20 protein-coding genes are annotated in these 19416 nt (G+C 51.4%); 8 read left to right on the top strand and 12 right to left on the bottom strand.

The features are described 5' to 3' along the window. Nucleotides 1-11 precede the first annotated feature (11 nt). Nucleotides 12-491 carry a DinB family protein gene (locus VGN67_RS04120; protein ID WP_327485503.1) on the bottom strand — a complete coding sequence of 160 codons (480 nt, stop codon included), beginning with the start codon at nt 489-491 and terminating at the stop codon, nt 12-14. A 20-nt stretch (nt 492-511) separates the two neighbouring features. After that, the gene (locus VGN67_RS04115; RefSeq protein ID WP_327485502.1) at nt 512-1045 is read right to left on the bottom strand and encodes a DUF4442 domain-containing protein; all 534 of its coding nucleotides are present in this window, start codon (nt 1043-1045) and stop codon (nt 512-514) included. 91 nt (nt 1046-1136) lie between these two features. Here VGN67_RS04115 and hemE point away from each other — a divergent pair, with 91 nt between their 5' ends. Continuing rightward, the gene (gene hemE / locus VGN67_RS04110) at nt 1137-2165 is read left to right on the top strand and encodes a uroporphyrinogen decarboxylase (RefSeq protein ID WP_327485501.1); all 1029 of its coding nucleotides are present in this window, start codon (nt 1137-1139) and stop codon (nt 2163-2165) included. A gap of 15 nt (nt 2166-2180) precedes the next feature. Here hemE and VGN67_RS04105 read toward each other — a convergent pair whose 3' ends face one another. Then, entirely contained in the window at nt 2181-2570 is a 390-nt protein-coding gene (locus tag VGN67_RS04105) for a VOC family protein (protein WP_327485500.1), read from the bottom strand. Nucleotides 2571-2707: 137 nt separating this feature from the next. Here VGN67_RS04105 and VGN67_RS04100 point away from each other — a divergent pair, with 137 nt between their 5' ends. Beyond that, complete coding sequence (locus VGN67_RS04100; protein ID WP_327485499.1) at nt 2708-3241, top strand: HAD family hydrolase; 534 nt, start codon at nt 2708-2710, stop codon at nt 3239-3241. On the opposite strand, the gene VGN67_RS04095 is transcribed toward VGN67_RS04100, so the two are convergent. Beyond that, nucleotides 3238-3363 (bottom strand): hypothetical protein, encoded by a 126-nt coding sequence (locus tag VGN67_RS04095; protein ID WP_327485498.1) that lies wholly within the window; start codon nt 3361-3363, stop codon nt 3238-3240. The genes VGN67_RS04100 and VGN67_RS04095 overlap by 4 nt on opposite strands. A gap of 142 nt (nt 3364-3505) precedes the next feature. Next, nucleotides 3506-4990, bottom strand: coding sequence for an arginine decarboxylase (locus VGN67_RS04090; RefSeq protein ID WP_327485497.1), 1485 nt, complete (start codon nt 4988-4990; stop codon nt 3506-3508). Between the two features lie 420 nt (nt 4991-5410). Here VGN67_RS04090 and VGN67_RS04085 point away from each other — a divergent pair, with 420 nt between their 5' ends. From VGN67_RS04085 to VGN67_RS04060, 6 genes are all read left to right on the top strand, one after another. Beyond that, the gene (locus VGN67_RS04085) at nt 5411-6031 is read left to right on the top strand and encodes a TetR/AcrR family transcriptional regulator (protein ID WP_327485496.1); all 621 of its coding nucleotides are present in this window, start codon (nt 5411-5413) and stop codon (nt 6029-6031) included. Continuing rightward, nucleotides 6028-7398 (top strand): TolC family protein, encoded by a 1371-nt coding sequence (locus VGN67_RS04080; protein ID WP_327485495.1) that lies wholly within the window; start codon nt 6028-6030, stop codon nt 7396-7398. Before VGN67_RS04085 ends, VGN67_RS04080 begins: the two co-directional genes overlap by 4 nt. A gap of 49 nt (nt 7399-7447) precedes the next feature. Further along, nucleotides 7448-8581 carry an efflux RND transporter periplasmic adaptor subunit gene (locus VGN67_RS04075; protein WP_327485494.1) on the top strand — a complete coding sequence of 378 codons (1134 nt, stop codon included), beginning with the start codon at nt 7448-7450 and terminating at the stop codon, nt 8579-8581. Nucleotides 8582-8671: 90 nt separating this feature from the next. Beyond that, entirely contained in the window at nt 8672-12109 is a 3438-nt protein-coding gene (locus VGN67_RS04070; RefSeq protein ID WP_327485493.1) for an efflux RND transporter permease subunit, read from the top strand. A gap of 148 nt (nt 12110-12257) precedes the next feature. Continuing rightward, complete coding sequence (locus VGN67_RS04065; protein ID WP_327485492.1) at nt 12258-13391, top strand: ATP-binding protein; 1134 nt, start codon at nt 12258-12260, stop codon at nt 13389-13391. An 84-nt stretch (nt 13392-13475) separates the two neighbouring features. Then, entirely contained in the window at nt 13476-13982 is a 507-nt protein-coding gene (locus tag VGN67_RS04060) for a DUF6265 family protein (protein WP_327485491.1), read from the top strand. Nucleotides 13983-14011: 29 nt separating this feature from the next. On the opposite strand, the gene VGN67_RS04055 is transcribed toward VGN67_RS04060, so the two are convergent. The 7 genes from VGN67_RS04055 to VGN67_RS04025 all read right to left on the bottom strand — a co-directional run bounded on the left by VGN67_RS04055 (nt 14012) and on the right by VGN67_RS04025 (nt 19411). Further along, a complete protein-coding gene (locus VGN67_RS04055) occupies nt 14012-14581 on the bottom strand; it encodes a hypothetical protein (protein ID WP_327485490.1) in 570 nt (189 codons plus the stop codon). 15 nt (nt 14582-14596) lie between these two features. Then, the gene (locus VGN67_RS04050) at nt 14597-15043 is read right to left on the bottom strand and encodes a DMT family transporter (protein ID WP_327485489.1); all 447 of its coding nucleotides are present in this window, start codon (nt 15041-15043) and stop codon (nt 14597-14599) included. Nucleotides 15044-15089: 46 nt separating this feature from the next. Further along, entirely contained in the window at nt 15090-15401 is a 312-nt protein-coding gene (gene nuoK, locus VGN67_RS04045; RefSeq protein ID WP_327485488.1) for an NADH-quinone oxidoreductase subunit NuoK, read from the bottom strand. Then, complete coding sequence (locus VGN67_RS04040; protein WP_327485487.1) at nt 15398-15919, bottom strand: NADH-quinone oxidoreductase subunit J; 522 nt, start codon at nt 15917-15919, stop codon at nt 15398-15400. Before VGN67_RS04040 ends, nuoK begins: the two co-directional genes overlap by 4 nt. Before the next feature lie 124 nt (nt 15920-16043). Then, on the bottom strand, nt 16044-17510 hold the full coding sequence (locus VGN67_RS04035; RefSeq protein WP_327485486.1) for a 4Fe-4S binding protein: 1467 nt from the start codon (nt 17508-17510) through the stop codon (nt 16044-16046). A gap of 157 nt (nt 17511-17667) precedes the next feature. After that, nucleotides 17668-18120, bottom strand: coding sequence for a methylglyoxal synthase (locus tag VGN67_RS04030; RefSeq protein WP_327485485.1), 453 nt, complete (start codon nt 18118-18120; stop codon nt 17668-17670). Nucleotides 18121-18181: 61 nt separating this feature from the next. Next, the gene (locus tag VGN67_RS04025) at nt 18182-19411 is read right to left on the bottom strand and encodes a glycosyltransferase family 4 protein (RefSeq protein WP_327485484.1); all 1230 of its coding nucleotides are present in this window, start codon (nt 19409-19411) and stop codon (nt 18182-18184) included. Nucleotides 19412-19416 lie beyond the last annotated feature (5 nt).

The raw sequence follows: 19416 nt of genomic DNA, 5'->3' as shown, positions 1-19416 counted from the left end.
TTTAAAGAATTTCACCGCAGCCTCCTGATCAACGTACTGATATAGGTCATTTCGCCTACGTGCAGTCCCTCGTGCAGGAGCAGAAATTCGACTTGACTACCCACAGTAGAACCTCCCGGGAAGTTGATGGGACTTTCGCTCTGCCAATGTTCCGGTGTGACGGCTTCCAGTAGCTGCTCTATCTGCTTTCCCCGTTCCAGAAAGGTACTTACTATATTTTCCAGCGGAGGGTACACTTCGGCAATTTGGATGGTAGAGCCAAATCCAAAGAGCGTCGCTTCATTTTCCAGTTTTTCCAAAGGCTCACCGGGCCTTAGTAATTTCAGGCAGGTATTACGGAAGAAAGCCAGGTGCCCTGCCTCCCACAGCAGGGAGTTGGCGGTACTATAGGGGCGGAACAAAGCCTCGGCCTGACTAACCCCTTCCGTAGCCTTAGCGACTTTGTTGTTGTGGTACTGCAGACCTTTCTGTAAAAACGATAAAGCATTCATATAGGATACGATTCAGGTACTTACTTAGTAGTAGTTGGTTCCACCGGTTCTTTAGCCGGACGCTGCTTGGGTATCCAGGCCCAGACGGCCTGTACCAGCACCGGCTCTTTTCCTTCGGCGTCTACGACGTGTACCTCTACGGTAGTTTCCCCTTTTTCGGTTTCCCGTATCAGCTGAATCTGCTCGTCGGTGAGGCGGGCCGTAGCGCGCATAGCGCCCTGCGAGCGTTTCACGAAGTCCGCCTTGATGGTCTTGATGACCGGCACGCAGGTATCCGAAACATTCATTCCCACTACCATGCCCGAAGCCGTTTCGGCCAGCAAAATCATGGCTCCGGCGTGTATCTGTTTGATATGGTTCTGGACTTTCTTTCGGTTGGGCAGGGCGACTACTACCTCCCGCTCGGTCATGAGCTCAAAACGGACGCCGGTGGTACCTACGTAGCGTACCACGTTGCCAATAGCGTACGAAAGCATGGGCATTTGCAACCCTTTAGGCATTTCCATAAACCGCCGCACGGTTTTCTGCAGCTCGTTAGTGAAAGGGGTATTCATAGTGGTTAGGGTTAATTGGAGGGGAAATCTAACAAAATTTATTAAAAGAATTGGTGAACGGGTACAAACCCTTTCTGACTACCTTTGCAGCATGAACTTACAGAATGACTTATTACTAAGAGCGGCGCGGGGCGAAAAGGTGGAGCGCACACCTGTATGGATGATGCGTCAGGCCGGCCGAATCCTGGCTGAATACCGCGCCGTCCGCGAGAAAGCGGGTAGTTTTATACAACTGGCTACAACGCCCGAGCTAGCCGCCGAGGTTACCATCCAGCCCGTAGACCTGCTGGGGGTTGATGCGGCCATTATCTTTTCGGATATACTGGTGGTACCCGAAGGCATGGGTCTGCCCTACGAAATGGTCGAGCAGCGCGGACCCGTATTCCCACGTACCGTACGTACCTCCGCCGATCTGGACTCTTTACGAATAGCCGACCCCGAGGGTGACCTGGGCTACGTGCTGGAAGCCATCCGGATTGTGAAGCGTGACCTCAACGGCCGGGTACCCCTCATAGGCTTCGCGGGAGCGCCCTTTACCATTTTCTGCTACATGACCGAAGGCAAAGGCTCCAAGACATTCTCCGTTGCCAAAAAATTGCTTTATACTGATCCGGAATTTTCGCACGCCCTGCTACAAAAAATTACCGACAGTACTATTGCCTACCTGAAAGCGCAGGCCGTGGCGGGTGCTAATCTGCTCCAGATTTTCGATTCCTGGGCGGGGATCCTGTCGCCGGAGCAGTACAGGACCTTTTCGCTACCCTACATCAAACAGATTTGTGACGCTATTAACGAAGTACCTGTTACGGTGTTTGCCAAAGGTGCTTTCTTTGCCCGTAAAGAAATCGGAGCGCTGAACTGCGAGGTAGTTGGGTTAGACTGGAACATGGACGCGGCGGAGTCGCGTGAGCTGATTCCTGACAAAACCCTACAGGGCAACCTGGACCCCTGCGTGCTGTACGCTACCTATGATCAGATCAGGGCGGAGGTGAAAAAGATGGTGGATCTTTTCGGGACCCAGCGTTACATTGCCAACTTAGGCCACGGAGTATACCCCGATACTGACCCCGATAAGGTACGTTGCTTTATTGAAGCGGTGAAGGAGTACTCGGCGCGGTAGCCAGTAGGACTACTCTTAGTCCCACATACCGGCTTCCACCACCTCCAGCACATGGCCGTCGGGGTCGTCGAAGTAAAAGGATCGGGCCCCGCGTGCCCATACTTCGTGGTGATACACGTTAATATCCCGTTCCTGTATTGCGCTTAGCAGCGTTTCATACTGTCCCTGGGGCGCTTCAAAAGCAATGTGCTGCTTGCCCTCGGCGTAGTGCGGAGGCGGAGACTGCTTGGCGCGGGATACTTCGGGCAGGAAACACAGCAGGACCGAAGTACCCGCCCTAAAAAATACGTGGCTGTTTTCTACGAATGAAATAACCTCCAGCCCCAGTTGCTCCTCATAAAAAGCCCGGGTCTGTTCCAGGTCCTTTACGTAGAGGCAGGTTTCCTTAATTTGAGTAAACTGCATAGGTGGTAGGTTATAAGCCCTTTGGTACTTCTAAATAACTAAATTTACCGTGGACTGTTGGTAAGGAAAAGTATTGGCCCATAGGAACACCAGTTCGGATTAGGAAATAGCAATAGCCTGAATGAATAATGCAAAATATGCAAAACCCTAAAAATAAGTGCGTATTTCTGGACCGTGACGGGGTACTTAATGAAGAGATTGGTGATTACATGCACCGGCTTGAGGACCTGGTGTTTCCGGTGGGAATGGCCGAGGGCCTTCAACTCCTGAAAGAGGCAGGGTACCTGCTTATCGTAGTGACCAATCAGGCGGGTATTGCCAAAGGAATGTACGGGCACGAGGCGGTACACGCCATTCACCAGTGTATGCAGGAAGAATGTGGGAATCTTTTGGATGCTATTTATTTCGCGCCCCACCATCCGGCGCACAGTTCCCGCTCGCTGTCGCGTAAACCCGAGTCACTGATGCTGGAAAAGGCCATTGCCAAATACACGATTGATCCGTCTCAATCCTGGATGATTGGCGACCGGGCGCGCGATATGGAGGCAGGAAAAAAAGCCGGTGTGCGTACCATACATATCCTGACCGAAGGCGATGCCCCGGCCGGTGACTATACGGCGCTTAATCTGCTGGAAGCAGCCCGGCTGATTGTCGGGCGGGAGAAGATTTAGGCGCGGTGCTTAACAGTACTCTGCTCAACCTGAGTAGTACCATAGGCCGGACACGCCTTACGGGTGCAGGACGACATCCACAACATTCCTCCCACAGCCGCTACTAACAAAACCTTTTTCATCGTAAGAAGTAAAGTGTAAAATCTATCTTTTATTGATTAATAAGAAACAAACTTAATGCCATAAAAGCAGAGTCAGTACCGGTAAGTCAGTACGGACTCTTGCTTTATAACGATTTCACTGCATGTAAGTTATCCCAGCAGCTTAATTTTTTGAAGCGGCCAGTTCAGCAACGGCCTCTTTTTCATCGGCCTCGTCGGCTTTGCCGTTCCGGGTTTCGCTGCGCACGTAGGATTCATCACGGAAGCCCAGGATGCGTAACATAATCTCGCTGTCCTGCTCGTCGGCGAATACCCGCGTTGTAATACGGCCATCGTCGTCGCGGTCTACCAGTACGTGCTTGGGGGCCGGAATCAGGCAGTGCTGAATTCCGCCGTAACCTCCCAGCGACTCCTGGTAAGCACCCGTGTGGAAAAAGCCGATGTACTGCGTTTCGTCCTCCCCAAAAATAGGCATATACAAGTCGGCGCTGTGCATCTCGGTATTATAAAAATCCTGCGAGTCGCACGTCAGTCCGCCCAGGTTTACCTTCTGGTAAGGGTTGTCCCAGTTGTTGATCGGCAGCATGATATACTTCTGATTCATCCCCCACGAGTCGGGTAGCTGCGTAATGAACGAGCCGTCGATCATGTACCAGAGCTCTTTGTCGTTCTGGAGCTTTTTGTCAATGACTTTATAAATGACCGCGCCGCTTTCGCCCACGGTATAGCTGCCAAACTCCGTAAAAATATGCGGAACCGGTACGTTGTTCTTGTTACAGATCCACTGAATGTTCTCCACGATTTCATCAATCATTTGTTGATAGTCGTAGTTGGACTGCAGCGACGTCTGAATAGGTAACCCGCCGCCGATGTCGATCGAATCCAGATCCGGACAAATCTTGACCATGTCGCAGTACTTAAACATAAAGCGGGTTAGCTCGCTCCAGTAGTACGCGCTGTCTTTGATGCCCGTATTAATGAAGAAGTGCAGCATTTTGAGCTTGAACTTCGGATTATTCTCAATCTTTTCCTTATACAGCTGCTGCACATCGTTGTAGCGAATACCCAACCGTGACGTATAGAACGCAAAATTAGGTTCTTCGTCCGTTGCAATCCGGATACCCAGATTCACCGAATCGGCCGTAACCAGTTGTTCGTACGACTCGATCTCCTTTAGATTATCCAGGATCGGAATACAGTTAAAGCCTTCGTTGATCAGCTCGCTCAGGTACTGGGTATACAGCGGCCGCTTGTAGCCGTTGGCCAGTATATAAGTCGACTTGTTTACCTTACCCCGGCGGTACAGCTCTCTGATAATGGGTACATCAAAAGACGATGACGTTTCAAGGTGAATATTATGTTTGAGCGCTTCTTCCAGCACAAAGCTGAAGTGCGACGATTTGGTACAATAGCAATAAGTATAGCTTCCCTTGTAATTGTGGCGTTTGAAAGCGTTCCGGAAAAACATCCGGGCGTTTTCAATGTGTTCGCCGATTTTGGGAAGGTAATTCAGCTTAAGGGGGGTACCATGTTCCTTGATGATGTCCATCAGAGGTACATTGTTGAACAGCAATTCATTATCATCCACGTTAAATTCCATGGTAGGAAACTCAAACGTCTGCTGAATCAGGTCAATGTAGCTTTTCATCCTTCTATACGGTGCCTAAAATGTTAATTCGTTGATTTACTAAGCAGTTAAAGGGTGCGAATTTCCCAAAAAACTGCGTCTAATCCTAACACGGTTACTATATAAATCATTCCCCCCCTTTACACTTTGTCCCGCTTTTTTCATGGTTCGTAAGCCATTATAAGGGTTTCGTCTAATTATAGTTGACCAGCACCCACGCGCTGGGCTATGTTTGTCCGAACTCTTAAAAGTACAAATAAAAAAAGTGCAAAAATTTAGTATTATTATTTTATACCAATTATAAAGGAAATTTACCGCTTATCCTTGAAAACAACCAATACGAAGAATTGAACGATGTTAACCTAAAAAAAATATGGAAACCCTGAATTATTTGAAAGTTTCCACAGTTCTTTGCATTAAAAAATTACAATTAGAGGATAGGTGAAAGAACGAATACTAAAGGCAGCGGTAGGGTTATTTTATAAGTACGGTATCAAAAGTGTAACCATGGATGATATTGCCCGGGAGATAGGTATCTCCAAGAAGACTATCTATCAGCATTTTCCGGATAAAGACGCTATAATCGAAGAGGTTATCAGGCAGGAGCTGGCCTGTGAAAAAGAAGACATGGAACGCATGGAATGTGAGGCTACCAATCCCATTGATCAGGTGATAAGTGCCTCCAGGTACATACGGACTGCCCTGACCAACGTAAACCCCGTACTGCTTTATGACCTGAAAAAATACCACCATAAAGCCTGGGAGTTGTTTCAGAGCCACAAGCAGCAGCATATTATCAAGAGCATCCGGAGAAATCTGGAACAGGGTATTGAACAAGGGCTATACCGGCCGGACCTGAACGTGGATATGCTGGCCCGGCTGCACATTGAGCAGATAGAAATGGGGTTTGATACCTCCGTATTCCCGCCCGACCGCTATAATTTGGTCGATGTACAGCTTCAGTTCCTGCATCACTTCCTGCGGGGCCTGCTTACCGAAAAAGGATTTCAAGTATATAATCAATACGTAGACCAAACAGCAACCGAAGTAAAAATCCAATGAAACATGTAAAACTACTACGAAATGGACTACTGGCACTTGCGCTGTTAGTAAGCATAAGTCCGCTATGGGCTCAGGCTGGCTACTCGTTGCAGGAGGCTATTGACTACGCGTTAAGCAAGAATCTTAACATAAAAAGTACCCAGCTTGATGCTCTTTCGGCGGAGGCGCGTATTGGGGAAATCCGGGCCGCCGGACTCCCACAAATCAACGCACAACTTGGCTTTAACGATAATTTAATTATTCAGCGAGTCTTTCTGCCAGCCAGATTTCTGGACTCGAGTGCTCCAGAAAACGCTCCACCCATAGCAGTGCCCTTTGGGGTGAAGTACTCTGGTAATGCCGGTGTAACCCTGAACCAGATGATCTTTAACGGTTCCTACCTGGTGGGGCTGAAGGCGGCCGCGACCTACCGTGAGCTGGCCCAGAAAAACGTAGTTCAGTCGAAGGTAACTGTAGCCGAAGCCGTGACCAAGGCCTACTACTCGGCGCTGGTTGCCGAAGAGCGCGCCAAAGTACTGGGACTGAATATTACCCGGCTTGACACCCTGCTGCGCGATACCCGGGCCTTGAATCAGAGCGGTTTTGTGGAACTGATTGATGTAAACCGGCTGGAAGTACAACTCAACAACCTCCGGACCGAGCGGCAGAAGGTACAAAACCTGATTGAGCTGAGCTACGAGCTACTTAAGTACCAGATGGGTATGCCCCTGACCGAAAAAATTTATCTGGAAGAAAAAATTACCGAACTGGATCTGGCAGAAATCAAGGCGGCTTCGGAGGCGGTAATTACCTATACCAACCGGGTTGAGTACTCGGTACTGAACACCCAGGGCAAGCTGGCCGAGCTGGATATACAGAATATCAAAAGCGGGTACCTGCCCTCGGTGGCGGGTGTACTTACGTACGGCCACAACAACGGCCGTGATGAACTAGGCAACCTGTTTACGAGCCGCTGGTTTAATAACTCCCTGTTGGGCATCAACGTACAGATCCCCATCTTTGACGGAATGTCTAAGCACTACCGGCTACAGCAAGCCCGCATTACCCTGGATAAGGTACGGCTGGGGCAGAATCTGCTGGAGCAGTCCATTGACCTGCAGGTTAAGCAAGCCAATATAAACCTGCGGAATGCCCTCGAAACCCTGGAAACACAGCGCCGCAACGTGGAGCTGGCCCAGGAGGTAGTGCGGGTATCCAAGATCAAGTACCAGGAAGGTGTAGGTTCCAATATTGAGGTAATTACGGCGGAGTCATCGTTCCGGGAATCCCAGACCAACTACTACGCTTCCCTCTACGACCTGCTCATCGCCAAGGTGGACCTGAGCAAATCGCTGGGGGTACTATATACCGCCGACCCGGGTAATTAAGTAAACCTTCTTTCAAAATACATCACAGAAATAGCCTGTCATAACACTCATGAAAAGCAATATCATTATAGTAGCCGCAGTTAGCTTCCTGTTCGCCGCCTGTGGGGGCGAGAAAAAGGAAGGCGTAGAAGCCAAGCGCGAAGAGCTGGCCAAGCTCAAGACCGAGCAGCGCGAACTGGATAAAAAGATCAAGTCGCTGGAGGGCGATTTAGCGAAACTGGACCCGGCCAAAGCCGCCGAAAACCGTATAAAAGCCGTAACCGTTACCCCCGTAGCCAACAACACGTTTCGTCACTACGTAGAAGTACAAGGTACTGTTGATGCCAAAAACAACGTACTCGTAACGCCCCAGATGGGCGGTGCCCTGACGGCCGTGTACGTAAAGGAAGGCGATTATGTAAAAGCTGGTACCGTACTGGCCCGGGTAGACGACAGCATTTTGAGGCAGTCAATTGAGGAAGTAAAGAGCCAGCTGTCCCTGGCTACTACCGTTTATGAAAAGCAGAAAAACCTGTGGGATCAGAAAATAGGTACCGAAATGCAGTACCTGCAGGCCGCCAGCAACAAAGAGTCGCTCGAGAAGCGACTGTCTACCCTGAATACCCAACTGTCGCAGGCCCGGGTAGTATCTCCCCTGGCCGGCGTAGTGGACAAAGTCAACGTAAAGGTAGGTGAAATGGCCGCTCCGGGAATGGGAGTTGCCCGCATTGTAAACCTGAGCAACCTGAAAGTAGTGGCCAAGGTCGCTGACGCCTATGTAGCAAGTGTTAAAAAGGGCGATGATGTTATCATCAATTTTCCGGACCTGAACCGCAAGTACAATGCCCGGGTAGCCTTTGTAAGTACTACCGTTGACCCGCTCAGCCGTACGTTCACGATTGAGGCTAACCTGCCTTCCAGCAGTGACATCAAGCCTAACATGCTGGCGCAGGTACAGATCAACGACGCGGTGAAGAAAGACGCGCTGGTCATAGACCAGAACCTGGTACAAAGTACCGAAAAGGGTCAGGTGGTGTACGTGGCGGCTACCGAAGGCAACCGGAAAGTAGCCAAAGCCAAAACCGTAAAAACGGGCCTGAGCTACAACGGACAGGTAGAAATAGTAGAAGGGCTTCAGACTGGTGACCAACTGATTACGCTGGGTTATCAGGAAGTAGCTGACGGACAGGCGATCAGCTACTAAGGGTAGCCACGACCTGGATTAAGTGCAGTTGTGAAACAGTAAAACAACGCCTCCGAAGGCCCTGCCCTTCGGAGCTAATCAGGAAACATTATGAAATTTAATGAGTACAAGTCCCTCAGCTTCACCAACTGGTGCGTAGAGAACCGGACCACCATTTACATCTTTACGTTTATTATTACGCTGGCGGGGCTGGTGGTGTACAACAACCTGCCCAAGGAGCAGTTTCCGGACATCAAAATCCCGCAGGTTTACATCAATACGGTATACTTCGGTACGGCCCCGGCCGACGTGGAGAACACCATCAACAAACCCATTGAGAAGCAGCTCAAGTCCATCTCGGGGGTAAAGCGTATCAAGTCCAACGCCTTACAGGACGTATCCGTCATCCTGGTTGAATTTAACCCGGATGTGGACGTACCCGTGGCCCTGCAACGGGTGCGCGATGCCATCGACAAAGCCAAGCGGGACCTGCCCCAGAAGCTGGACTCCGGCCCTACGGCCCAGGATGTAAATTTCTCAGAGTTCCCGATCATGAACATCAACATAGCCGGTAACTATTCCCTAAAGCAACTGAAAGAGTACGCCGAAGACCTACAGGACGCCATCGAGGCCATGCCCGAGATCAGCCGCGTGGATATTGTGGGCGCCCTGAACCGGGAGGTACAGATCAACGTGGATTTGGCCCGTATGCAGGCCGCTGGCCTTACGTTTTTTGATATTCAGTCGGCCGTACAGGGCGAAAACGTAAACGTATCGGGTGGTGACCTGAGCGTGGAAGGTGTGCGCCGTACGCTCAGGGTAAAAGGAGAGTTCAATCAGGTAGAAGAGATCGCCAACCTGCGCCTGCGCACGGGAACGGGAGCCATTGTGCGCCTGGGCGATGTAGCCGATGTTCGCGACAGCTTCGAAGAACAGCAGGATTTTGCCCGCCTGGATAATAAGTCGGTAGTAACCCTGAACGTGATCAAGCGCGCCGGAGCCAACCTGATTACTGCCTCTGACCGCATCGAAAGTACTATTGATGAGTACCAGGAGAATCGTTTCCCGCAGGGACTGGACATCAAAATCACCGCCGATCAGTCGGAGCGGACCCGGGCCGAACTTCATGATTTGATCAATACCGTAATACTGGGTTTCATCTTCGTGGTACTGATCCTGATGTTCTTTATGGGCGTCCGTGACGCTATCTTCGTGGGGCTGTCGGTACCGTTGTCGGCGCTGGTAGCGGTAGTATTGATGCCCATCATCGGCCCCATGGTAGGTACTGCTTTTACCCTCAATACCATTGTACTTTTCGCGTTCCTGCTGGGGATTGGTCTGGTAGTGGACGACGCCATTGTGGTGATTGAGAACACCCACCGCCTCTTCAACCAGCACAAGGACTGGACCATTCAACAGGCAGTAAAGGCCGCCGCCGGTGAAGTATTTGTGCCCGTACTTTCGGGTACCCTTACAACCATCGCGCCCTTCTTCCCGCTCTTGTTCTGGCCGGGTATAGTGGGTGAATTTATGAAATTCCTGCCCCTGACGCTAATCCTGACGCTCATGGCCTCGCTCTTTGTGGCCTACGTCATGAACCCGGTATTTGCCGTGTCATTCATGGGGCGGCATGATGAAGAAAAAGAAGGGCACGATACCAGTTTCAAAGCCATTCGCCGACCCGTTATTGTACTGGGCGCAGCCGCCTTGGTTGGGTACTTCATCGACCGGGGCGTTGGTAACTTCCTCGTGTTCATTCTGGGACTGTACATCTTTAACCACTACATCTTGACGCCCCGCATTCTGGTACCTTTCCAGGACCGTCTGCTCCCGTCGCTTAAGAACAACTACCGCAAGCTTATTTCCTGGGTGATCCAGGGCTGGCGGCCGGTAGGTGCTATCGCCATGATGGTGGTACTGCTTATTTTTACCTTTTTCCTGACGGGCATTGTCCAGCCCAAGGTAATCTTCTTTCCCAGCGGTGAGCCGGATTATGTATATGTATATAACAAGATGCCGGTAGGTACCGACGCGCGCATAACTGACTCTGTCACCAAGGTAATCGAGAAGAAGGTATTTGAGGTCATTGAGCAGAATGACGCGATGTCTATGGTGAATTCCATGATCTCGAACGTGGGTAAAAACGCCGGTGACCCGAGTAATCCTGACCGCTCAGCTACTCCTCATAAGTCCAAGGTTACAGTAGCTTTCGTACCTAATGAAGAGCGCCAGGGGCGTTCTACCGAAGCGCTCCTCATTAAAATACGCGAAGCGCTGGTGGGTATTCCGGGTTCGGAAATCTCCGTGGAGCGCGAAGCGAATGGTCCGCCCACGGGTAAGCCCATTTCCATTGAAATCCTGGGGGATGATTTTGCTACCCTGCAGAAACTGGAAAAAGATGTGTTTCAAAAGATTCAGGAGTCGGGTATAGAAGGTATAGACCAGCTCCGGTCTGACCTGGTCACCAACAAGCCCGAGATCACCATTGATATTGACCGGGATAAAGCCCAGCGCGAAGGAATTAGCTCACAGCAGATAGCCTTTGCCGTACGTACCGCGCTTTTCGGTGCCGAAGTTTCTAAATTCCGCGATGCCGAGGATGAGTACCCCATTATGGTACGGCTCAAAAAGGACGACCGCGAGCAGATCGAGCGGCTGCTGAGCCTGAACATCGTGTACCGCGACATGAATTCCGGCGGCGCGTTGCGGCAGGTACCTGTTACCTCCGTAGCCGACGTACGGTACTCCACTACGTTCAGCCAGATCAACCGGAAGAACCAGGAGCGTATCGTGACCTTGGGATCTGACGTACTACCCGGCTACAACGCCAACGAGATCGTAGCCCAGATCCAGGACGTGGTGGAAGAAATGGAAGTACCCAACGGCTATACCATCAAGATGGGCGGTGAGCAGGAAGACCAGCAGGAGTCTATGCAGTTCCTGATGGGCGCGTTTGGCGCGGCTATCCTCTTGATTTACCTGATTCTGGCTACGCAGTTCAACTCGGTGGTGAAGCCGTTCATTATCTTCTTCACCATTGTACTGTCGCTCATCGGGGTACTGCTTGGGTTTATGGCCTTCGGCAAAACCTTCTCGGTCATCATGTCGGGAGTAGGTATTATTGCGCTGGCCGGTATTGTCGTGAAAAACGGTATTCTGCTCATTGAGTTCATCGACGAGCTGCGGGATCGCGGTTATCCCCTGCGCGAGGCCATTATCGAAGGAGGCGCTATTCGTCTGAATCCGGTACTTTTAACGGCCTCCGCGGCGGTACTGGGTCTGATTCCGCTGGCGCTGGGACTGACCATTGATTTTGTAAGCCTTTTCCGCGACCTGGACCCGCACCTGGTCATCGGTGGCGACAGCGCCGCCTTCTGGAACATTCTGGCCTGGACCATAATTTTCGGTCTGACGTTCTCGACGGTACTGACGCTGGTCATAGTACCTTGTATGTACTATGTCAACGAGCGCATCCGGGACAAGTGGTTCCGTAAAAACAAGCAGGCCGAAGCCGAGCCCAAAGAACTGGAAGCGGCCCCGCTGGTATAAGCTAATACAAGTAAGTAGTTTGGTTAAAAGCATACAGCCACCCCGAGCTTCCGGGGTGGCTGTTTTTTTGTTAAAATGCAAATTCTGTCAACGCGTTGACTAATTTCAGCTAAATTGCGTCAATATAATGACTGAATTTAGCTTATTTATGGAAATAAGGCGATCTGTGGAGACTTTACTTAAACAGTCTCTTAAGCCGGGTAAAGTGAATGTACTGGTGGGCACCCGACGTGTGGGCAAAACGCACCTGATCCAGAAAATCGGGCGGGAAGTACCCTATTCTTTACTTGTTCTGGAAGGAGAAGATGTACAAGTACAGTTGTTGCTTGCGGAGCGGAGTATTGCTAATTATCAGCGTATCCTGGCGGGCATTGAATTATTGGTTATTGATGAAGCGCAGGCGATTCCGGAAATTGGTAAGATTCTCAAATTAATCGTGGATCACATCCCCGGCATTCGTGTACTGGTTACGGGATCATCGGCTTTTGACCTGACCCAGCGCTCGGGCGAACCGCTAACCGGCCGGTCGTTCTATCATTATCTTTACCCAATTGCGCAGCAGGAACTTAATGCGTACGAAACCCCGCTTCAGGTACTTCAGTACCAGGAAGAACGCCTTCTTTTTGGCGGTTATCCAGAGTTATTTCAGTTAGAAACTCCCCGAGAGAAAGAGCGGTACCTTCGGGAACTGGTCCAGGCGTACCTCCTGAAAGATATTCTTGCCTACGAAGGAATACGAAATACGGATAAAGTAAAAGACCTGCTACGACTTATTGCTTTTCAGGCCGGAAAAGAAGTATCCATGGATGAGTTGGGCAAACAGTTGCAGCTCAGCAAAAATACCGTTGAAAAGTACCTGGACTTACTGACAAAGGTATTTGTGCTCCGCAAAGTGGGTGGGTTTAGCCGTAATCTACGAAAGGAAGTAACCAAAACCTCCCGCTGGTACTTTCAGGATACGGGCGTACGTAATGCAGTAGTTAATGACTTTCGCCCGCTGGCTTTACGAACAGACGTGGGCGAACTATGGGAGACCTACCTGATAAGCGAAAGGATAAAGTACCTGCACTATGCGCAGCGACAGCCGGAATATTTTTTCTGGCGTACCTACGACCAGCAGGAAATAGATTGGCTTGAATACGAAAATGGCCGGTTGTCAGCCTTTGAATTTAAATGGAAAACTCAGCGGGCCCGGGTACCCAAAGCCTTTGCCAACGCCTACCCCGAAGCCACCTTTGAGCTTATCACCTCTGCCAACTATTTATCCTTTATCGGTGGGTAAGGCAGGTACCCGGGCGGCTTTTGTGAAAGTACTGGTCTGAATCTGATTCAGCCTATTTTATTCTATACAAAAAAACAAATCCGTATGAACCAATTGACTCGCTGCCGGTCATTTCTGCTGCTTGTATGCCTGCTCACCAGCCTTGCTGCGCACTCGCAAAGTACCTCGAAAGGTACCCTTAATGACATCAACTTTCTGGAAGGCCGCTGGCAGGGTACCTTCAACGGCGGCCCCATTGACGCCGCCTGGACGGCTCCCGCCGGGAACAACGTGGCGGGCTTTATCCGGATGATGAAAGACGACAAGGCTACTCTCTACGAAATATTTGCCTTTGAACAAACCGAAAATGGTCCCGTAGCCATGGTGAAGCACTTCCGGCCGGGTATGATCAGCGTGGAAGAAAAAGAGCAGGCCGACCGCTACAAGTTTATTGAAGCCAAGAAGAATCAGGCGCTGTTTGAATTAGAAAACGGACAGACCCGTATCATTTATGAAAAACGCGGTGACGACCAGCTAGTGATTCAGCGCGGAAAGCAGGAGGGCGGTAAATGGTCCTTTGTTGACCTGTTTGTATTCAACCGTATTAAGTAAGGCCGGGGGTATTCGTGGGGTAAAACGCTTTATTCTACGAATACCTTTTTATCGGAAATCAGCGCACGGTGCGTTTCCAGAAAGTCACAGAAGGCTTTAATCTGCTGCTCTTGCTGTGAAAAGTCCATGTTCAGATCGTATTCTTCCTGGTATACTTCCCGGAAGTCGGTAATGACATAACGCAGGGTACGAATGCCCTTGGGGCGCAACGCCAGCAGGTAAAAATTCTGGTGGTTGTACACGAAGCGGCCGGGCGAATAGCTACCGGTCGTTTTCAGATCGACGGCCAGCGTACGCCCTATTACATCTACGTAGCCATACAGCAGTACATCGTCCAGCTCGTACTGGCAGTATACCTGGGTCGCTACCATGGGGCGGGGCAGCAGCGCGCGGGCTTTTCGAAGTACCTCTTCGTTGAAATACTCCTCGTCAGTACCTTTTATTACGGCTTCTTCAAAGGATACGCCCCGGGCCTGCGCCTCGGTTTGGGGGATAGGCACCCGGTTAATCCGGTCCAGCAGTTCCTGCTCGGGGAGGTAGCCCCGCTGGTAGCGGGCGAAGGTATTGAGCAAGGTAGGATAAAACCGGTAGCGGATCATAGCCTGGTAGTTGGGTTAATGCCTTACAATCAGTACGGCCCCGATGATAAGAAGTACCACCCCCAGCAGCCGGGGCAGGCTCACCTGGTGTACCGCAAAACCGAGCAGTCCGTAATGATCGATGACCACGGCGGCAATAAGCTGCCCGGCCACCGCCAGGCATACCAGCGCCCCCTGCCCGATGTCGCGTACGACGAAGATAACCGTTAGTACATAAAAAGCACCAAACAGGCCGCCCAGAAACTTCCACCAGCTAATATGCCGGATGGTATGTACCGAAGGGAGGTCGTTCTGGTTGAAGGCGGCGAAGGCAATCAGCAGCGCCAGCAGTCCTATCACAAACGAGAAAAGCGCCGCCAGGATGGGATTACCGAGCGAAAGCCGGAGCTGTGAATTAACTCCTCCCTGAACGGCAGTACCTACTCCAATCAAAAAGGCCAGAAGCAGAAAAAAATAGTTCATCAATAGCAGTCAGTCAATGGTAATGGTCCGTCTTCGGCGGCTTTATTTACCTCCTAAGGTCACTCACCTGATCGGGGTCAATGGTGCGGTAGTGGCTATATACCCGTAACACAATAGCCAGCGCCACGGTTACTTCCACGGTCGCTACGACGATAACAAACAAAGCAAACAACTGGCCCCGAATCAGTTCGGGATCGTGGCGGCTGAACGCTACCAGATTCAGGTTAACGGCGTTTAGCATGAGCTCGAGCCCCAGCAGTACACCAATGGCGTTGCGCTTGGTAATAGCCACCGCCAGCCCTATACTGAACAGAGCCGCCGCTACGACTAAATAGTGGGTAAGTGGAATGGTACTCATGCGGAGGGGTTTCGGTTAACAGCCAGGTAAGCCGCGCCGACCAATGCTACCAGTAGCAGTACTCCGGCTATCTCAAAAGGCAGCAGGTGGCTCGTCATGAGCTCTACGCCCAGTGTACGAATGGTGGAGCGGCTGATGAGGGTATCGCCTACAAGGGCAAAGTTACCGGCCAGTATGGTAAAGGAAAACAGACAAAAGAGGAGAACAGACAGGAGCAGGCCCCAGAAACGCCGGTCGTTCACAACAACGACCCGGTTAGGCTGGGAGGCATCGGGGCGCTCGCCAGCCGGGCGGGTAAGCATAATACCAAATATGAGCAGGACTAGTATGCCGCCTACGTACACCAGCAGTTGCGTAATTGCCAGGAAATCGGCTCCGGCCAGTACATAGAGTGCGGCCACACCCAGCAATGCCAGAAACAGCCCGAAGGCGGCGTACATGAGGTTGCGCGTCAGGAGTATAAATAAGGCCGAACCAATGGCTAACGCCGAAAAGCCATAAAAGGCTACTTGTTCCATTCCGGTAATAAATAGGCTTGTACACCGGGCGTTCCATACCCGGTGTGCCGCAAAGGTACCAAAAAATGCGGCGCACCGGGTATATCTTACCGGGTGCGCCGCGCTAACTTTTAAAATACCCGCCTTAGTCGGTAGTACCCGAGGGGGGCGGAGTACCTTTAGGCTTCATGGTAGGCCGGAAAGCCGGTTTGGTCTTCTCCTTCTCCGCCTCTTGCTCCTTAGTTTCCTCCGGAGGTTCTGTTTCCGGAGCGGCAGCCTTTGGTTTCATAGTTGGCTTAAAGGCCGGCTTCGGCGGGGCAGCTTCGGCCGGTACTTCCGGGGTACTTTCAGTAGTACCTTGTTCGGGAGCCGGGGTGGCTTTGGGCTTCATAGTTGGCTTAAAGGCCGGCCGGGGAGCCGGACTATCCGTTTTAGCCTCGGGCTCCTGCGCTGCTTCCGGTTTGGGCTGGGCGTCAGCCTTGGGTTTCATCGTCGGTTTGAAGGCGGGCTTTGGGGGTGCCTGTTCAGGGGTAGCTTCCGGAACTACCGTTGGCTCCGGCTTCGCCTCTTCTGCCGCCCTGGGTTTCATGGAAGGTTTAAAGGCAGGTTTGGGAGCGGGGCTTTCGGTACTGGCTTCTGGCTCCGCTGCCGGGTCGGACTTAGGCAGTTCATCCATTTTTGGCTTCATGCTCGGCCGGAACGGCGCTTTGGCCGCTGGTTTTGGGCTTTCTTCGCTGGCCGCTGGCTGGTCGTCTGTCTGGGCCTCTTTTGGCTTCATACCGGGCCGGAAAGCCGGTTTATCCTGAGCTGATTTGTCCTGAGCTTCGGTTTCGGGCTTTTCTGAAGTCGGTGCCGGAGCTGCTTTGGGCTTCATGCCCGGCCGGAAGGCGGGTTTAGGCTCGGTAGCCGGGGCAGCGGCGCTGTCAGTTGTTTCGTCGGTAGTAGCTGCTTCCGCGGGCTTAGGCCGGGCGGTAGGCTTGAAGGCCGGGCGCGGAGCCGCGGGCCTGGCTACCGTTTCTGCCCCTGCCGTGGCGGCTTTCTGACTGGCTTTAAGGGCTTCTTTCTCGCGCTGGAACTGGTCAAGCAGTAAACGTTTCTCTTCGGCCTGCTCGGGCGACAGGTTAGCGTAGTGGTATACCATGTCCCGAATATCTACCTCACTGTAATCAAAGGTCTTGGTCATGGTGAGGCACTCGGTAGGGCACACGGTAGTACACAGGCCGCAGTAGCAGCACTTGGCCATATCAATATCAAACTTAGCCGCGTACAAACGAATGGGAGAACCATCCGAAGCCCGGCCTACCTCTTCGGTAGCTTTTATAGGTTCAATTTCGATGCAGTCGACGGGACATATTTTGGCACATTTATCACAGACAATACAATCGTCCATTTCGTTGTGCAGGCGGTACCGCCCGTTGTCCGGAATAGGTATGGTTTCAAAAGGGTACTGAATAGTCACCAGGCCTTCTTCCTGCGCAAAAAAACTATCCGAGCGCACATCCATCGGCTGGCGACGCTTGCGGGCGTCCCACAGGTGACGGAGCGTCAGGCGCATACCCGTCAACGTAGTCGAGATACCCTCAGCAATATTTTTAAAATAAGGGGAAGACATTATCTATACAAAGGTCAAAAACAGTCCGGAAAAAGGAATAAATCCTTACCTAGGGCAAAGATACAGGATGGCGGTCAGTAATTGGTTTACCGCTGTACCAGCTGTTTTAGGAAAGGATTATTCACCGTTAATAAAACCCCTCACTTAGGGCTTCAGTTCAGGTTTTGCGCGTTATGTAGTCATTGAAATCGGTCTGTTTGGCTTCGTACTCCTCATTCACGAGCGGCGAGGTAAGAATAAAGTCGGCGGTGGCGCGGTTGCAGGCCATGGGTATATTCCAGACCACCCCCAGCCGCAGCAGCGCCTTGATATCCGGGTCGTGCGGCTGGGCCGACATGGGGTCCCAGAAAAAAATAAGCGCGTCGACTTTACCTTCGGCAATAAGCGAACCCAGTTGCTGGTCGCCACCCAGCGGACCGCTGAGTAGCTTGGTAATAGGCTGGTCCAGCGTTTCTTCCAGGAGCTTGCCGGTGGTACCGGTGGCATAGAGCTGGTGGCGCGCCAGGATAGTCCGGTTATAATAAGCCCATTCTTTGATATCGTCTTTTTTATTATCGTGAGCAACCAGCGCGATGCGCTTGCGGGCGAGAAATTTGCGGGAAAGTGTCATAAGTAGGTATTGGTAAAAAAGAAGTACCTAAAGGAATACCCCGGGTACCTGCTATCATAAATCAAATGAGCCTGATTTGTTCTAAATATTTTTTAGCCAGAACATCCCGGTCAAAGTACCTACGGGCGTATTGATAGCCATTTTGCCCCTGCTGAGCAATTTGATTAGGGTTTTTCAGATAGTACCTTACCTTTTCGGCGAAGTCAGCCGGATGCTCCGGCTCTACATACATGCCCGCTTCTGCTTCTTCTACCAACTCACGCGATACGCCGTCAATTGCCATCAGCACGGGCTTTTTGCAGGAGAAATAGTCAAAGGTTTTGTTGGAGTAAACGGTCTTGAAAGTATCTACTTTTTTCAGCACGGAAGTACCCATGTCTGACGCCAGTATGTACCGGAATACCTCCCGCTTGGGCACGGAGCCCACAAAGCGGACATTGGTCAGACCGCGCCGCTGCGCTTCAAGCTGTAGCTCTTTTTTCTGCATACCATCGCCAATGAGCAAAAACAAGACGTTCGTATCATGCAGGAGCTCAGCGGTGTCCAGTACCTGCACCAGGTGGTTGGCTACCCCGTGGGCGCCCACGTAGGTAATTACAAAATGACCCTCCAGCTGATGCTCCCGCCTGAATTGGGAAGGGTCAAAGTCCCGCATTACTTCTTCCGATAGCGCAAAATCGGCGGCATTGGGTATGAAAATAATCTTTTCGGCCGGTACCCCTTTTTTGGTCAGCAGGGTTTGCCGGAAGGCCGGCGTCAGTACATTGATGAGTCGGGCTTTTCTGTAAACAAAACATTCAAACCAGAAAGCGAACTTAATGATCCGGCGATTGGTAAGTACCCCCGTATCAATAGCCGATTCGGGCCAGAGGTCGCGGATTTCAAACAGAAAAGGCGTGCGTTTCCACCACGAAAGTACCACGGCCGTAATGCCCACAAAAAGCGGCGGTGAAGTAACTACTATGACGTCGAAGGTACCTTTAATATGTTTTATGCCGCCCCAAATGCTGGAAAACGTAAACGAAAAGTACGCCCAGAGCCGCCCCAGGAAACTCTTGTTGTAGCTCTCTGATACATGACAGCGCAGTACCTGTACCCCGTCGCGATTGGTATAAGGATAAAAGTACCTGCCCCGGTAGTGCGGCGGCCGGTGGCCCATGTAGTGTACCATTCCCGCCAGTACTACTACCTCGTGGCCCGCTTCGGTCCAGATCCGGCTCATTTCGTTCCAGCGGGAGCCTCCGCCGTCGTTGTCTTCCAGAAAGTACTGGTGAATAAGGAGAATGCGCATAGAGG

The sequence above is a fragment of the Telluribacter sp. genome (genome assembly GCF_035998675.1).
Taxonomy (GTDB): Bacteria; Bacteroidota; Bacteroidia; order Cytophagales; family Spirosomataceae; genus Telluribacter.
This window is presented reverse-complemented; position numbering and strand designations above follow the sequence as displayed.

Coding starts and splice junctions, on each gene's coding strand:
- VGN67_RS04120 (WP_327485503.1), bottom strand. CDS start 491: ATGAATGCTTTATCGTTTTTACAGAAAGGTCTGCAGTACCACAACAAC.
- VGN67_RS04115 (WP_327485502.1), bottom strand. CDS start 1,045: ATGAATACCCCTTTCACTAACGAGCTGCAGAAAACCGTGCGGCGGTTT.
- hemE (WP_327485501.1), top strand. CDS start 1,137: ATGAACTTACAGAATGACTTATTACTAAGAGCGGCGCGGGGCGAAAAG.
- VGN67_RS04105 (WP_327485500.1), bottom strand. CDS start 2,570: ATGCAGTTTACTCAAATTAAGGAAACCTGCCTCTACGTAAAGGACCTG.
- VGN67_RS04100 (WP_327485499.1), top strand. CDS start 2,708: ATGCAAAACCCTAAAAATAAGTGCGTATTTCTGGACCGTGACGGGGTA.
- VGN67_RS04095 (WP_327485498.1), bottom strand. CDS start 3,363: ATGAAAAAGGTTTTGTTAGTAGCGGCTGTGGGAGGAATGTTGTGGATG.
- VGN67_RS04090 (WP_327485497.1), bottom strand. CDS start 4,990: ATGAAAAGCTACATTGACCTGATTCAGCAGACGTTTGAGTTTCCTACC.
- VGN67_RS04080 (WP_327485495.1), top strand. CDS start 6,028: ATGAAACATGTAAAACTACTACGAAATGGACTACTGGCACTTGCGCTG.
- VGN67_RS04075 (WP_327485494.1), top strand. CDS start 7,448: ATGAAAAGCAATATCATTATAGTAGCCGCAGTTAGCTTCCTGTTCGCC.
- VGN67_RS04070 (WP_327485493.1), top strand. CDS start 8,672: ATGAAATTTAATGAGTACAAGTCCCTCAGCTTCACCAACTGGTGCGTA.
- VGN67_RS04065 (WP_327485492.1), top strand. CDS start 12,258: ATGGAAATAAGGCGATCTGTGGAGACTTTACTTAAACAGTCTCTTAAG.
- VGN67_RS04060 (WP_327485491.1), top strand. CDS start 13,476: ATGAACCAATTGACTCGCTGCCGGTCATTTCTGCTGCTTGTATGCCTG.
- VGN67_RS04055 (WP_327485490.1), bottom strand. CDS start 14,581: ATGATCCGCTACCGGTTTTATCCTACCTTGCTCAATACCTTCGCCCGC.
- VGN67_RS04050 (WP_327485489.1), bottom strand. CDS start 15,043: ATGAACTATTTTTTTCTGCTTCTGGCCTTTTTGATTGGAGTAGGTACT.
- nuoK (WP_327485488.1), bottom strand. CDS start 15,401: ATGAGTACCATTCCACTTACCCACTATTTAGTCGTAGCGGCGGCTCTG.
- VGN67_RS04040 (WP_327485487.1), bottom strand. CDS start 15,919: ATGGAACAAGTAGCCTTTTATGGCTTTTCGGCGTTAGCCATTGGTTCG.
- VGN67_RS04035 (WP_327485486.1), bottom strand. CDS start 17,510: ATGTCTTCCCCTTATTTTAAAAATATTGCTGAGGGTATCTCGACTACG.
- VGN67_RS04030 (WP_327485485.1), bottom strand. CDS start 18,120: ATGACACTTTCCCGCAAATTTCTCGCCCGCAAGCGCATCGCGCTGGTT.
- VGN67_RS04025 (WP_327485484.1), bottom strand. CDS start 19,411: ATGCGCATTCTCCTTATTCACCAGTACTTTCTGGAAGACAACGACGGC.